Source organism: Luteimonas abyssi (assembly GCF_001482195.1).
GTDB lineage: Bacteria > Pseudomonadota > Gammaproteobacteria > Xanthomonadales > Xanthomonadaceae > Luteimonas > Luteimonas abyssi.
In genome coordinates, this window is record NZ_KQ759763.1 from 963,182 (window position 1) to 978,252 (window position 15,071).

11 protein-coding genes are annotated in these 15,071 nt (G+C 72.7%); 2 read left to right on the forward strand and 9 right to left on the reverse strand.

Going from position 1 to position 15,071, the window contains the following annotated elements; all coding sequences use genetic code 11:
• Nucleotides 1-41 precede the first annotated feature (41 nt).
• From RG19_RS03975 to RG19_RS04015, 9 genes are all read right to left on the reverse strand, one after another.
• Entirely contained in the window at nucleotides 42-1,370 is a 1,329-nt protein-coding gene (locus RG19_RS03975; protein WP_058834137.1) for an NTP/NDP exchange transporter, read from the reverse strand.
• 236 nt (nucleotides 1,371-1,606) lie between these two features.
• Nucleotides 1,607-2,593, reverse strand: coding sequence for an aldo/keto reductase (locus RG19_RS03980; protein WP_082672454.1), 987 nt, complete (start codon nucleotides 2,591-2,593; stop codon nucleotides 1,607-1,609).
• 121 nt (nucleotides 2,594-2,714) lie between these two features.
• Entirely contained in the window at nucleotides 2,715-3,500 is a 786-nt protein-coding gene (locus tag RG19_RS03985; RefSeq protein ID WP_058834138.1) for a heme ABC transporter ATP-binding protein, read from the reverse strand.
• Nucleotides 3,501-3,585: 85 nt separating this feature from the next.
• Nucleotides 3,586-4,653 (reverse strand): FecCD family ABC transporter permease, encoded by a 1,068-nt coding sequence (locus RG19_RS03990; protein ID WP_425599684.1) that lies wholly within the window; start codon nucleotides 4,651-4,653, stop codon nucleotides 3,586-3,588.
• Nucleotides 4,650-5,960 carry a heme/hemin ABC transporter substrate-binding protein gene (locus RG19_RS03995; RefSeq protein ID WP_238376583.1) on the reverse strand — a complete coding sequence of 437 codons (1,311 nt, stop codon included), beginning with the start codon at nucleotides 5,958-5,960 and terminating at the stop codon, nucleotides 4,650-4,652. Before RG19_RS03995 ends, RG19_RS03990 begins: the two co-directional genes overlap by 4 nt.
• Nucleotides 5,961-6,033: 73 nt before the next feature.
• Complete coding sequence (locus tag RG19_RS04000) at nucleotides 6,034-7,446, reverse strand: Vgb family protein (protein ID WP_238376584.1); 1,413 nt, start codon at nucleotides 7,444-7,446, stop codon at nucleotides 6,034-6,036.
• Between the two features lie 139 nt (nucleotides 7,447-7,585).
• Complete coding sequence (locus RG19_RS04005) at nucleotides 7,586-8,971, reverse strand: class I SAM-dependent methyltransferase (protein ID WP_058834140.1); 1,386 nt, start codon at nucleotides 8,969-8,971, stop codon at nucleotides 7,586-7,588.
• Nucleotides 8,968-10,011: an alpha/beta hydrolase gene (locus RG19_RS04010; protein ID WP_058834141.1), complete on the reverse strand. Its 1,044-nt coding sequence runs from the start codon at nucleotides 10,009-10,011 to the stop codon at nucleotides 8,968-8,970. The genes RG19_RS04005 and RG19_RS04010 overlap by 4 nt, the downstream gene beginning before the upstream one ends.
• Before the next feature lie 22 nt (nucleotides 10,012-10,033).
• A complete protein-coding gene (locus RG19_RS04015; RefSeq protein WP_058834142.1) occupies nucleotides 10,034-12,295 on the reverse strand; it encodes a TonB-dependent siderophore receptor in 2,262 nt (753 codons plus the stop codon).
• Between the two features lie 244 nt (nucleotides 12,296-12,539).
• Between RG19_RS04015 and RG19_RS04020 the strand changes: the two genes are divergently transcribed.
• Both RG19_RS04020 and RG19_RS04025 read left to right on the forward strand, forming a co-directional pair.
• Nucleotides 12,540-13,859, forward strand: a complete 1,320-nt coding sequence (locus tag RG19_RS04020; RefSeq protein WP_238376585.1) for an MFS transporter — start codon at nucleotides 12,540-12,542, stop codon at nucleotides 13,857-13,859.
• Complete coding sequence (locus RG19_RS04025) at nucleotides 13,856-15,064, forward strand: isochorismate synthase (protein ID WP_058834143.1); 1,209 nt, start codon at nucleotides 13,856-13,858, stop codon at nucleotides 15,062-15,064. Before RG19_RS04020 ends, RG19_RS04025 begins: the two co-directional genes overlap by 4 nt.
• The last annotated feature ends 7 nt before the right edge of the window (nucleotides 15,065-15,071 follow it).

Genomic DNA, 15,071 nt, shown 5'->3' on the forward strand with positions numbered 1-15,071 from the left:
CCCAGGCGCACATGCGCCGTCGATGCTGACGCAAGCCGTCCTCAATGGGACGGACTCTCGACCCCGACGTCGTGCTCGATCCGCCGGTGCGCGCGTCCGAGCATCAAGCCGTTGAGCGCCCAGCCGGCAGCGATGCCGGCGCCGATCAGCATGGCGATGGCGGGATGCTGCGTCACGCTGTCGATACCGGCCTTGACCCAGCCGCTCACCGCATCCGCGCCGCGGTAGACCACGGTGTCGTTGAAGTTCTTGGCGCGATACTTGGCGTCGGGTGCCAGCACCGAGTACAGCATTTCCCGACCCGGCCGTACGAAGCCGTATTCGCCGGCGCGGCGGGCGACCATGACCACCGCCAGCACCGCGAACGTGGGTGCGAACGCCAGCCACAGGAAGCCTGCAGCGGTGATCAGCGGCACCAGCACCAGCAGCACGCCGACGCCGAGACGCCCGGCGATGCGTCCGGTGACGAACAGCTGGGCGAGGATGGACAGCGCCTGCACGATGGCGTCGATCAGGCCGAACACGCGGGTCTGGTCGGTGGGGTCCGGAAACGCGGCCTCGACCAGCCGCGCCTGCTCGAAGTAGAGAAACGTGCTGACGCTGGCCAGGAACAGCATGAACAGCGCAATTCCCAGCAGATAGGGCGACCGCAGCACGTCGACGGCACCCGCGAACGGATGCCCGCCCAGCGGCCGTTGCCGTTGCGTGGCGGCGTCGGCGGGCATCGGGTTGCGATCGCGCCAGCGGTGGATCGCCCACGCCATCGCTGCGGACGCCAGCAGCAGCGCCGCGGACAGGAACAACAGGCCGGCATGCCCGATGGGCCCGACCAGGGCGATGCCGAGCAGGGGGCCGGTCAACCCGCCGAGACTGGCGCCGGCTGCCATCAATGCGAACAGGCGTTTGCCCTGCGCCGCGGAGAAAACATCGACCAGCACGCTCCAGGCCACCGAGATGGCGATCATGTTGAACACCGACAGCCAGACGTAGAACGTGCGCGCGATCCAGACGTTGTCGGGGGCGACGACGAAACCGGCGCCGAACAACGCGAGATTGGCGGCGAAGAACCCGTACACCCAGTACAGGATCCGCCGTCGCTGCGCGCGTCCGGCGAGCCACCCGAACAGCGGCATCGCCGCCAGGGTCGCGAAGAAGGTGGCGGTGAACAGCCACTGCAAGTTGTCCACGCCGCCGGCGATCCCCATGGTCTCGCGCACCGGGCGCAACATGAAATAGCCGGCGAACAGCAGGAAGAACATGGCGAAGCCGGCCGCGACCGCGCCGGTTTCGCCGTGGCGGACATCGAACAGGCGCGCGAGGCGGCCTGTCGGGCGGTCGTGGGACGGGGAGGTCCCGGAGGTGGGCGGCATGCGAACTCCAGTGAGGCCGTGGGTCGTGTGCGGACGGGACGCCTACGTCCTCCGGACAGCGCCGGCGCGGGTGCCGGCGGGCGCACCTGCGGGCACCCGCCTTTCCGGACGCGGCCCGGGCACGGCGTGTCGTCCGGCAACGGTCCGACCCGGCCGGTCCGGCATGCCCGACCGGCCATGCCGGGCATCACGCTAGGCGTGACGGATCGGGTGTCGCCTTCAGGCGGGCGCGACGATCAACCGAACAGGGCGACGAGCTCGTCCTGTTGCGCCCGGCTGAGCAGTTCGCCGTGGCCGGCCTGCAGATTGTCGGTCTGGCGATCGGGCTTGCCGGTGGCCGGGATCACCGCGGTGACCGCGGGATGGCTGATCGCGAACTTGAGGAACATCTGCGCCCACGAGGTGATGCCCAGTTCCGCCGCCCAGCCCGGCAGCGTCTTGCCTTGCGCTTCGGCGAACAGCTTGCCGTCGTCGAACGCGCGGTTGATCAGCACCGCCACGCCGAGTTCCTGTGCCGCCGGCAGCAGCGACTGCGCGGCCTGCGGCGCGTTGACCGAATAGTTGATCTGGATGAAGTCGGGTTTCTCGGCGCGCATGATGCGTTCGAGGTCGGCGTGGCCCCGCTCGAGATAGTGGGTCAGGCCGATGTACTTCGTGGCGCCCTGTTCCTTGAGCTCGCGCGCGTACGGCAGCGCGATCTCCCATTCGCGCAGGTTATGGACCTGCAGCAGTTCGACGTGGTCGGTGCGCAGGCGGCGCAGGGTCTCGGCCCACTGCGCCTCCATCGCCTCGCGGCTGTCCTCGGCGATCTTGGTGGCGAGGAAGCAGCGGTCGCGCCAGCCGCCGGATTCGAGCAGCGCACCGAGCACCTCGTCGGCATTGGTGTAGTTGGGCGAGGTGTCGAAGACGGTGCCGCCGCCTTCGAAGAACACGCGGATGGTTTCTTCCAGCGTGTTGTAGTCGGCGGAGCCCAGCGGCACCTCGTAGCTGCCGCTGGTGCCGGCGCCGATCACCGGTACCTGCTCGCCGGTGGCCGGGATCGCGCGGGTGATGAGGCTGCCGCTGGCCGGTGCCTGCGCCGGTGCGGTGGCGGCGGGTGCGGCATCGCCGGCGCCTGCGGCGGGCGGCGGCGCGCCGTTGCGGCTGCAGGCGGCGAGCGGGGCCAGGGCGAGGCCGGTGGCGGCGAGTGAGGCGGTGGTCAGGAAGTCGCGGCGCGTACGCATGGAGTGGGCTCCGGTGACGGGTCGTGCCCCGATCATAGTGGCATCGGTGGGAGCGGTCCCTTTCCCGGCGTCCGGACATGGTCGACGCGTGCCGAAGGCGCCGCGCCCGCGCCTCTCCGGCTCAACGCGCGTCGTCGGTCACCACCAGCGGCACACCGCGGGTCGGATGCTCGAGCACCAGCACCGGCTGCGCGTAGACGCGCTCGATGGTGGCCTGGGTCAGCACCTCGCGCGGGCTGCCGTCGGCGGCGATCGCGCCGCCATGCAGCATCACGATGCGATCGGCGTGCCCGGCGGCGAGATTGAGGTCGTGCAGCACCACCACCACGCAGGCGCCGGCGTCGGCCAGCCCGCGGGCGATGCGCAGCACCGACTCCTGGTGCTGGAGATCGAGCGCGGCGGTGGGTTCGTCCAGGAACACCACCGGCGTGGTCTGCGCCAGCACGCGCGCGAATGCGGTCCGCGAGGCCTCGCCGCCCGACAGCGTCTGCACGTCGCGTTCGGTGAGGTGGACGATGTCGGCATCGATCAGCGCGGCATCGACGATGCGCGCATCGACCGCGGGGTCAGGGGCGTGCGGCAGCCGCCCCATCGCCACCACCTCGCGCACGCTGAAGCCGAAGCGCACCGCGTGGTCCTGCGGCAGTACGCTGCGTTCGCGTGCCAGTGGGCGCGCCTTCCACGCCGACAGGGCGGTGCCGGCCAGCTGGATTCGGCCACCGGCCGGAGCGAGGTCGCCGCTGGCCACCGCGAGCAGGGTGGATTTGCCGGCGCCGTTGGGGCCGACCAGCGCGGTCAGGGTGCCGTGGGCCAGGTGCAGGTCGACCGCGTCGAGGATCGTGCGGCCGTCGATGCGCACGGTGACCTGCTCGATCGCCAGCGCGGCGGATGCGGGAGGCGCGCTCATGGGCCGGTCGTCCTCGCGGCGCGCTGGCGGGCCACCTTCCCCCGGCCCGGTATGGACGCCTCGATGGCGAGGGTGGAGGTCGGTCTCACATCGCGCTCCGGCGGCGCAGCACCAGCCACAGGAAGAACGGCGCACCCAGTGCGGCCGAGAACAGGCCCAGCGGAATCTCCGACGGCGGATCGAGACTGCGCGCGGCGGTGTCGGCGATCACGATCAGCAGCCCGCCCGCCACCGCCGACAGCGGCAGCAGCCAGCGGTGGCCCGGACCGGCGAGCAGGCGCACGAAGTGCGGCACCACCAGGCCGACGAAGCCGACCACGCCGGCGAACGCCACCGCCGAACCCACCAGAAGTGCGCACACCGCGATCAGGGCCGCGCGGGTGCGTTTCACATCCAGGCCGATGTGCTGCGCCTGGCGTTCGCCCAGCGCCAGCATGTCCAGCGGCGTGGCGAGCAGGCGCAGGGCGACCGCGCCGACGGCGAACGCCGGCAGCGCGGCGAGCGCCGAGGTCCAGTTGGCCATCGACAGCGAACCCATCTGCCAGAACACCAGCGATTGCAGATCGTCGGCATCGGCGATGTAGGTGAAGAAGCCGATCGCCGACGAGCACGCCGCGGCGATGGCGATACCGACCAGCAGCAGGGTCGCGGTGCCGCTGCCGCGGTCGGGCCGTGCCAGCAGGTAGATCAGCGTGGTGGTGGCCGCGCCACCGGCGAAGGCGGCGAACGGGATCGTCCACATGCCGAAGGTGGTGATGCCCAGCACGATCGCGGCCACCGCACCGAGCGCGGCACCGTGGGTGACGCCGACGATGCCGGGGTCGGCGAGCGGATTGCCGAACAGGCCCTGCAGGCCGGCACCGGCCATCGCCAGCGACGCGCCCACCAGCACCGCCAGCAACGCGCGCGGCACGCGCAGGTTCCAGACCACGGAGATGTCGCGTTGGCTCAGCGCACCGGCATCCGCCAGACCGATCTTGTGCGCGATCACGTGGAGGACGTCGCCGGGGGGAATGCGCAGCGGACCGATGCCGAACGACAGCACGATCACCAGCGCCAGCACGGCGACCCCACCCACGAACAGCAGCCCGCCGGGCGGTCGCCGGACGAGGCCGGAGCGGCGGGTCCGCATGCGACCGGTGTCGGCGCTCATGCGCCGGGTGCGGGTGCGGCCGGCATATGGGGCGGGGTGCCGGGCGCTGCCGAGGACGTGCCGGACGCTGGGGAAGCGCGGTCTCGGGTCGCGACCGCGCGTGCGGTCGACGCGACGGGCATGACCGGGGACGGCCGCACCGCGGCATGCGCGTCGAGTTCGTCGGCCAGTTCGGCCAGGTGACTGGCCAGTGCGATCGCGGCGGTGCCACCGGCGATGCTGCTGACCTTCAGCTGGGTGTCGGGCATCACCCAGACGCGCTCGGCGAGACCGGCCGGCGTCTGCCGCAGCGTCGGGTAGGCCGCCCACAGGCCGTCCTCGCCGCCGAACACGCGCATGTCGTCCTCGCTGACCAGGATCACCTCCGGTGCGGCGGCGACGATGCCCTCGTTGCTGAGCTGCGAGTAATTGGCCACCCGTGCCTCGTCGCCGACGTTGATGCCGCCGGCCAGGCGGATCAGCCCGGCGGCCGCGGTATCGGCGCCGCCGACGGCCGGCGCACCGCCGCCGCCGGTGGCCGAGACGTGGATCACCCGGGGCGCGCGCGAAATGCCCGCGGCGATGACCTTGGCCTGATCGAGCTGTTGCCGCACCTTCGCGGCGAGCGTTTCGCCTTCGTCGGCGTGGCCGAACACGGCGGCGAGCTTGCGGACCTTGTCGGGCGCGGGCTGCAGTTCGTCGACGATCACCAGCGGCAATCCGGCATCGCGCAGCGGCTGTGCGAGCTTGCCGTGGCGGCGCAGGCTGTTGCCCACGAACAGGGTGCCGTCGAGGCTGAGCACGCCTTCCACGCCCGTGGTGCGGTTGAACAGGAAGTGGTGCTGCGCGGCGCGCGCGCTGGCGCTGACCGCATTGGTGGGTGCGGCGAAGACCTGGTCGGACAACCCCAGCGCATCCATGACCATCACGATGTCGTCGTTGCCGACGATGGTGCGCGAGGTGTCGGTGACGACGACTTCGACCCCGTCATCGGAGCGCACGGTCGCCGGCAGATCCTGCGTGGACCGCGCCACACGCGGAATGTCGGCGCCGGCGACCTGGCGCCAACCGCCACCGGGTGCCTGCGCCGACGTCGCAGCGTGCGACGGGGGGCCGCCCGGCGTTGCGGCCGCCGTGGACGCCGCGTCGCTCTGGGTCGCACGTTCGGAGCCCGTGTCGGGTGCCGTCGGCGAGCACGCCGCCAGCAGCACGGCCAGCGTCGCGGCGAGCGGCGCGGTCCGCCGCATGTGCCTGCCGGCGGCCCTGGCGTCGGCACCATCGGCAGGGGCGTGCAGGACGTGGGGAGGCGAAAGGGGACGGTCGGGCATCGGAGTTTCCAGCAGCGGAGCAAAGCAACACCGGCCGGGCGCGAGCGCCTCGGCCGGTGCGTCGGGGCCGATCTTAACGGGCCTTCGGGGTGATGCGACGGATGTGGTCGCCCTGCGGGTCGTCGCTGCCACGCGCCTTGTTCACCGCGTACACGTGTCCGCGGCCGTCGGCGAAGGTGTGGTTCGGGAACGTGCCGCCCTCCAGGTTGGCCACGATCTGCCCGTCGCCGTTCACGACGGTGATCGTGCCGGCGCCGCGGTTGGGCACGTAGGCCAGCTTCGACACCGGGTCGAAGCTGACGTTGAGCGCACCCGCGCCCACGTACACGTCGTGCAGCACGTCGCCGCTGGCGATGTCGACGATCAGCAGGTTGTCGCTGCCCTGCGAGGCGACGAACAGGCGCCCGGTCTCGGTGTCGACGGCTGCGCCGGAGGCGGCCGACGCGCCCGGCAGGCGGAACACCCGGTCCACGGTGCCGGTGGCGGTATCGATCACCGCAGCCTCGTTGGTGGTCATGCTCACGGTGTAGAGCTTGCCGCGACCGTCCAGCGCGAGGCTCATCGCGTTGAACGTGCCGCCGCGCACGCCGGACTCGATCACCACGTCGGGCAGCTGTTCCAGGGTCCGGGCGTCGAACGCGGCCAGCGTGTTGTCGCCGAACGCCGAGGCGTAGACACGGCCCGTGCCGGGATCGACGATGACGTCGCGCGCATGCGCCGCCGCGCCGACGTCGTACTGGCGCACCAGCGACAGATCGGACTGGCGGTACACCGCCACGGTGTCCTCGCGGGTGTTGGTGACCCAGACGTTGCCGTTGGCGTCGTCCACGCCCACGCCGTAGACGGCGAACACGCGCTGGTCGTCGTGGCCCGGGATCTGCGCCGGGGTGATGCGGGCGACGATCTCCAGCGATTGCGGGTCCACCTTCACCAGCTCGGAACGGGTGACCGGCGGGCGGCCGACGGCGGAGGTGACGAACAGGGCGTCGCTCGCGGCGCTGTAGGCGACCTGGTACAGGCCGGGCACGAGCGGCTCGGCGGCAGCGTCGAAGCGGTCCTGCCCGGACAGCGGCACATCCTTCGAGATCTTCAGATCGAACACGGCCGCGGCATCCGGATTGGCGACGCGCACGACCACCGGGTGACGGCCGGCGACCGCATCGGCGGGGATATCGAGCGTGGCCTTGAAAGCGCCTTCGGCATCGGCGACGTAGGGCCGTGCGTTGAGCACGGTCTCGCCGCGCAGCAGGGTGATCGACTGGCCCGGGGCGAACCCGCTGCCGGCGATCTCGGCCTGGGTGCCCGGCAGCACCACCGCGCTGGCGGCGCGGACGCTGCCGTTGAAGTCGGGATCGGGGGCGCCGAACACCTGCGCACCGGCGACGCCAGTGGCCAGCGACAGCGCCAGGCCGAGGACGGCCAGACGCAGGGGCATGCCCCGTCGCGGGCGCGGGGTGCGGGTGGATCGGGACTGCAGGCTCTTCATGACGGACTCCTTGCGAAAGGGACACCGGCCGCTCGACGGGCCGGACGGACATGCCTGGGGTGAGCTGCCCGACGGGCACGCGACGGCGCGTCCGGACATCCGGACGCGCCTGCCTGGGCGATGGGGGTGGCGGGCGCCGTCATCGCGGCGCCCCCGATGGATGCGATGGATGCGGCGCCCGCGCGGCGCCGGCGGGCACGGCGGTGCCGGCCGCGGGCAGCCGCTGGAGGCCGTCCGCCGGTGCGGATGGCGCGCGCATCGCGAACGCATGAGACATGTCGGCCGTATCGGCGGCGGCGTGCAGCGGGTGCACGTGGCCGGCCCACATCAGCAACTGCAGCACCTGGTTCAGCAGGCCGGGCGCTTCGGCGAACGGCGGCAGCCGGCGCAGCGCCTCGAACCGCTGCGGGCCGTCGGCCAGCGCGCGCAGCACCGGGCCGACCCAGCCGCCGGGCGCGTCGACCGGGCCGATCCGGGTGTCCAGGCGCAGGCCGTGGTCGGCGGCGGCCGGAGCGCCGGGCAGCGCGGCGAAGCGCAGCGCGTCGAGGGCGGCCAGGTGCGCGACCGGGTCGAGCCGGTGCGGCGCATCCGCACCGGGCTGGACGCGCTGGAACAGATCCCGGCGCAGGCTCTGGTTGCGCGCGAGATCGCGCGCGGTCTCGGCCAGCGGGCCAGGGGGCAGCGTGCGCAGGTGGGGCTGCAGCGCGGCCGGCACCGACAGCGCGTCGATGTTCTCGATCGGCGTGGCGCTGCCGATGAAGGCGCACCCGGTGCCGGCGAACGCGCGGATCGTGTCGGCGGCGTGCTGCGGCTGCCAGTGCGCGCCGAGGAACTCGTGGACCAGGTAGGCCGGGGACTCGCGCTCCATCGCCTCCAGCTGGCGCAATGCGCCGGGATGCTCGGCGAAGAAGCCGGCACCGGCATCGGCGAGCGCACGCAGCAGGCCCAGGGCCTGGCGCACGCGCGTTTCCGGGTCGCCCTCGAGGTGGCGCGCGGCCTCGGCGAGCAGGCGCTGCGCGCCTTGCAGCGGCGACGCGCCGGGGTGGCTCATGTAGCCCACCGCGACCAGGCCGCCAGGCGCCAGCCGCGCCTGCAGCAGGGCGAGGATGGCCGCGCGCACGGTCGCGTCCACCCAGGCCCAGACGCCGTGCAGGACGACGAAATCGAACGGCGCGCCGTCGCGCAACGCGGGATCGCGCAGGTCCGCCTCGACGAACGCCAGGTTCTCCAGGCCGTCGTCCGCGGCCGCGGCCCGGGCGCGTGCGATCTGCGCGGCGTCCATGTCGATCGCGGTGAAGTGCCCCGTCGGGTTGCAGGCGGCGGCGACGCGCGCGGTCAGGCCGGCGCCGCAGCCCAGCTCGCACCAGCGGTAGGGCCGCGACGGGTCGGGCGCGGCGTGGCCGAGCGCGGTGGCGGTGGCGTGCAGCCACAGCGGCATCTGCTCGCGATGGAAATGCGGCGGATAGGCGACGCCGCCGACGAGGTCGTCGGCGGAGGCGTCGATGGCCGCCGCATAAGCGTTCATCGGTCGGGGTCGACCCCGTCGGCCAGGCTCGGCGTGCCGCTGCGGTCGGCCACGCCGGCGATGGCGTGCAGCGCCCACATCAGCGAGGCGCGGAACATCGGGCCGTGGGTCAGGCCGGGGAACTCGCGGTAGGCCACGTCCAGCCCGTCGACCGCCGACAGGCGCTGCGCCAGCTTCTCGGTGGAATCCGGCGGCGCGGCGGCGATCCGCCGCAGGTGCACCTGCACCCGCGGATCGGACAGGTCGCGGTGGCGCACGTCGCTGCGGCGTTCGCCTTCGCCCAGGCCCAGCAGCACGCGCACGCGGCGGCCGGCGTTGTTGGCGGCGAAGCGCTGCTCCGGCGCGCCCAGCATGGCGCCGTCGGCCCACCACAGCGAGGGACTGCCGGCGGCGTAGGTGTCGAACGCGCCGGTGCGGGTGTAGAGGGTGTGCAGCGCGAACAGGCCGGCCAGCGAGTGGCCCCACAGGGTCTGTCGCGCGGGGTCGGTGGCCACGCGCCGTGCGACCTCGGGCCGGATCGTGCGTTCGACGATCTCCAGCAGCGCGTCCGCGCCGCCGCCGCCCGCGGCGGTGGAGACGGTGGCGCCGTCGCGCACCGGACGTTCGCCCGCGACCGGGGTGTAATCGCGGGTGCGCGCGTTGGAATCGATGCGCAGCGCGTTGTCGTAGCCGACGAACACCAGCGCGAGCGGTTCGGGACGGGCGGCGAGCTCGGCCAGCAGCGCGTCGTCGAACTCGATCAGGGCGGCGTTGCCGTCGAGCATCCAGAACGCCGGAAAGCCCCCGGGCGGCGGCGCCGTCTTCGGGGTGGCGACATGGACCCGCCAGGTCCGCTCGCCGTCGGGGCTGGCCACGGTGAAGCGCTCGAACGCGTAGTGCGGCGAGACGCGGTCGGCGACGGTCTCGCCGATGCTCTGCTGCGGGTTGCGCTGCTGGGCGGACACGGTGGCGGGCACGGCGAGGGTGGAGAGCGCGAGCAGCCCGGCCACGGCGGTGGCCGTGGCGCGGGTGCGGAATGCGGGGGGGAGACGGGCGGGCATGCGGGTTCGCGTCGAGAGGGGATCAGAAGCCGATGGTCATGCTGACGTAGTAGGCGCGTCCAGGCTCATTGTAGGTGGCCGCACCGGCGTAGCTGCTGTTGGACTCGCGGAACAGCCGCTTGTCGAAGAGGTTGTTGATGCCGCCGCCCAGGCTGACCCGGTCGGTGATGCGGTAGCGCGCGCCGATGCCCCACAGGGCGTACGGGTCGCGCACCTGGCGCAGCGCGTCGCAGTCGGCGTCGGCCTCGTCGCAACGGTCGTCGTTGTTCATGTCGCGCGTGGCGGGCGTCTGGCGGCCGTAGAACGTGCCGGTCAGCAGCAGCGACAGCGCCTCGGTGGCCTGCCAGTCGAGCGAGGTGTTGACGGTGTACTCCGGGGTCACCGACAGCGGCTGGCCGGTCACCTTGTTCTCGTTCTCGATCATGTAGGTGACGTTGGTGCTCCACTTGAGCACGTCGCCTTGCGCGCCCAGAAGCGGCACCACCACGTTGCCCTCCAGACCCTGGACGACCGCCTCGGGCGCGTTTTCCCAGCGGAAGGTGCGCGCCGGCGGGGTGCCGACGGTCTCGCCGACGGGCACGAAGCCGGAGACGATCTTGTCGTCGTAGTCGTTGTGGAAGTAGGTCAGCGATGCATGGTGGCCGCTGAGCGGCGCCCACTCGATGCCGATCTCCTTGTTGATGCTGGTCTCGGGGTCGAGGTCCGGGTTGCCGAGGATGTAGCAGCCGGCGCCCAGGCTGGGGAAGTTGTCCGGGCAGCCGAACCCCATCGTGTAGTAGAGATAGTTCGGGTTGGACTGGTACAGGTTGGGCGCCTTGAACGCGCGCGCGATGCCGCCCTTGAGCTTGAGGTCGTCGCTGATCGAGAACTGCACGTTGAGGCTGGGGCTGGCGTTGTTGCCGAACTGGCTGTGGTGGTCGAAGCGCAGCCCGGGGGTGAGGATCCAGCGCTCGCCGGCGTAGATGTTGTCCTCGACGAACACCGCGGAGATCTGCGCATCGGCCTTGCCGCCGCCGCGGTCGGGATCGAGGCCGGGGATGCCACCGCCGTTGTTGCCCGACTGCGACATCGAGTACGGATCCTCGAGCCGGCTGTCGCGGTGCTCGAAGCCCAGCGTCCACACGTGCTCGGTGCCGGCCAGGGTGGTCGGCAGGTTCACCTCGCCGTCGATCTGCCAGTTGCGCAGGCGCGAGGTGGACCACAGGTCCGGCGAGCCGATGCTGCCCTCCGGGCCGCCGGCCAGGCCTTCGTTGAGGCGCTTATTGTTGGTGCCCTCGAAGGCGAGCGTCAGCCGCGAGGACGCCGCGCCCCAGGCGCCGCGATGGGTCAGCGCGCCGGTGTTGCGGTACATGCGATTGGTCTCGGCGCCGGCATTGGCCAGTTCGGTCAGTAGCGGGGTGCCGTCCAGGCTCACCGCGCGGTCGCCGGCGTAGACGTTGCCCTGCCGGCTGATGCCGGCCTCCAGCTCGACCACGTGGGCGGCGTCGACGTCCCAGCGCAACAGCGCGTTGACGTCGCGGTTGCGCACGCCTTCGCGGCCGGCGGGCGGGGTGTCGCCGCTGGCGAAGTCGGCGTTGAGGTCGAGCGAATCGGCGTCGGTCTTGGCGAGATTGCCGAACAGGCGGAACGAGAACCGGTCCGACAGCGGCCCGCTCAGGTTGATGCCGGCACGCTGGCTCACGCCCTCGGCGCCGTGCTGCGGGACCAGGCCGTACAGGCTCAGGCTGCCGGTCAGGTCCCCGGTGGGGCGCTTGGTGATGATGTTGACCACGCCGCCGGACGCGCCGGAGCCGTAGCGGGCCGCGGCCGGACCGCGCAGCACCTCGATGCGCTCGACCGCATCGGCCGGCACCCAGTTGGTGTCGCCGCGAGTATTGCGCTCGCCGCTGCGGCCCATGCGGATCGAATCGCGCGAGCCCACCGGCTTGCCGTCCACCAGCACCAGGGTGTTCTCCGGGCCCATGCCGCGCAGGTCGATCTGGCGGTTGTTGCCGTATTGGCCGGAGGCGCTGTTGCCGGTCAGATTCACGCCCGGCATGGTGCGCAGCAATTCCGACAGGTCGTTGGCCGGCGGCCGGCGCTCGATGTCCTCGGCCGTGATGACCGAGGTGCCGAGCGCTTGGCGGGCGATGACCTCGGCGGTGACGTGGATGGTGTCGAAGTCCTGGGGGTCTTGGTCGGCCGTGGCGCCGATGGATTGTGCGTACAGCGGCGCGGACAGCAGCAGGGCGATGGCGGCGGGCAGGAGGGCGGGGGCGGACGGGCGGGGACGGAGGATGCGCATGGGTTCGGGGACGGAACGGGCTCGGACGGAGGACGGTCTCGAGCGGCGGCAGAGACGACGGAAGGCCTGTGACGGCATCCACGAATCATAAGGACAATGCGAATTGTTCTCAATAACAACGGCGCATCCGATGCCGGGACGACGACGGCGGGCGAAGCCGTCTTCACACTGCCGGCGAACCGCATCACGATGCTTCGATCGGGTTGAATAAGAACTGTTATCATTCTCGGGCCGCGCGAGCCGAATGCCAGCGAACCTCACCGCCGCGTCGCCCGGCGCGCCCGCCGATGCCGGCCGGCAGGCCGCCGAGCCCGAAGTGCCCACGCCCGAAGTCCCGATGTCCGACCTCCAGATGCACGCAGATTCCAGCCCGCGCCCGGCGGGCTCCGCCGTTCCGGTGCTCGCGTTCACCGCCTTGACCGGCACCATGGCGATGATGGCCTTCGTGGCCGTCGTCGGTCCCCTGGTGCGCCTGCTCGGTCTGGCCGAATGGCATGCGGGGCTGTCGGTCACCGCGGCAGGGCTGCTGTGGATGCTGACCGCGCGCGGCTGGGGCCGGCTGAGCGACCGGATCGGCCGCCGCCGGGTGCTGTTGATCGGCCTGGCCGGCTACGCGGTGGTCTACGTGGCGATGGCGGTGTTCGTCGATGCCGCCCTGCGCCAGCCGCCTGCGGTGCTGGTGTCGGTGCTGATGCTGGTCGGCGCGCGCGCGGCGATCGGCCTGTTCTACGCCGCGGTGCCGCCGACCGCCGCGGCCCTGGTCGCCGACGAGGTGGCGGCCGGACAGCGCGGGGCGGCGATGGCCCGTCTCGGTACCGCCAACGCCGTCGGCATGGTGCTGGGTCCGGCCGCGGCCGGCTGGATCGCGCTGCACGGGATCTCCACCGCGCTGTTCATCGCCGCCGCGCTGCCGCTGGTGTCGCTGGCGGCGGTGTGGTGGCGGCTGCCCGACGACCCGCCGCCCGACACCGGCCGCGCCGGGCCGCCGACGCGGATGGCGTTCGCCGATCCGAGGCTGCGGCTGCCGGTGTTCGCGGTGTTCGTGGCGATGGTCTCGGTGACCATCGCCCAGGTGGTGGTGGGTTTCTTCGCCATGGACCGCCTGCAACTGCCGCCGGCCGACGGCGCGCGGGTGGCGGGGCTGTCGCTGACCGCGGTCGGCATCGGCCTGATCGCCGCGCAGGCGCTGGTGATGCGCCTGAAGACGGTGCCGCCGGCGCGCTGGATCGCGATCGGGGCGCTGGTGGCGGCGATCGGTTTCGCCTCGGTCGCGGCGGTGGCCGCGCAGTGGCAGTTGCTGCTCGCGCACGCCGTGGCCGCGTTCGGCATGGGCTTCGTGATGCCGTCGTTCCAGGCCCTGGCGGTGGATGCGGTCGAGCCGCACGAGCGCGGCGTGGCCGCCGGCACGGTGGCGTCGGTGCAGGGCATGGGCATGGTAGCGGGTCCGTTGCTGGGCACCTTGCTGTACCGCGCCGCGCCCAGCGGCCCCTATCTGCTGGTCGGCGCGCTGCTGCTGGCGTTGTCGATCACCGCGTGGCGGCAGCGTCCGGAGGTCACTCGATGAACGATGTCCACCACGTGGCCGGACCTGCGCCGGCGGCCGCTGTCGAGGCCGTGCCCGATGCGGTCGCGGCCGAGCAGCCGGCCTTCCTGCTGCACGGCCCCGGGCGTCGCCTGCGCACCCAAGGGGCGCGGGCGTGGTTGCCGGCCGGTCCGGCGATGACCCTCGGCGCACGCGCCGCGGCGTTCTTCTCCGCCGCGCACGACGGCCCCGGCCTGCTGGTCGGCGCGCTGCCGTTCGATCCCGACCAGGACGATGCGTTGCACCAGCCCCGGGTGATCTGCGACGCGGCCGCGGCCGCGGTCGATCCGGCTCCGGGCCGCTGGCCGGCGCCGGCCGGCCCGGTGCATGCCGAGCCCGATGTCGCCGGCTACGCCGCCGCGGTCGCCGATGCGGTGGCCCGCCTGCGCACGGCCGGCGACGGCGGCGATGCGCTGCACAAGGTGGTGCTGGCGCGCAGCCTGCGGATGGAGGCGGCTGCGCCGATCGATCCGTTCGCGCTGGCCGCGCGGCTGGGTCGGGACCCCGCGGTGACCGCCTATGTCGCACCGTTGCCGGTGGCGAGCGGCGACGCGCCGGCGTGGCTGGTCGGCGCGTCGCCCGAACTGCTGGTGTCGCGGCGCGGGCGCGAGGTGGTGTCGCACCCGCTCGCCGGCTCCGCGCGGCGGCACGCCGATTCCGCCGCCGACCGGCGCGCGGGCGAGGCGTTGCTGGCCTCGCACAAGGACCTGGAGGAGCACCGCCACGTGGTCGAGGCGATCGTCGACGCGCTGGCGCCGCTTTGCGACGACCTGCACGTACCCGCGCGGCCGTCGCTGCAGGCCACCGCGACCATGTGGCACCTGGGCACGCCCATCGCCGGCCGGCTGCGCAACCCGTCGGTGTCGGCGGCGGCGCTGGCCGGCCTGCTGCACCCTACGCCCGCGGTCTGCGGCACGCCGCGGCGGCCCGCGCTGGCGCGCATCCGCGCACTGGAGCCTGTGCCGCGCGGTTTCTACGCCGGCGCCGTGGGCTGGAGCGACGCCAGCGGCGACGGCGCCTGGTACGTGGCGATCCGCTGCGCCCGCGTGCAGGACCGGACGATGCGCCTGTTCGCCGGCGCCGGTATCGTGGCGGATTCGCAGCCGCGGCTGGAGGTGGAGGAGACCGCCGCCAAGTTCCGCGCCCTGCTCGACGCGCTGGGCATGGACGAGCCGCGCGTCGGCTGATCGTTTC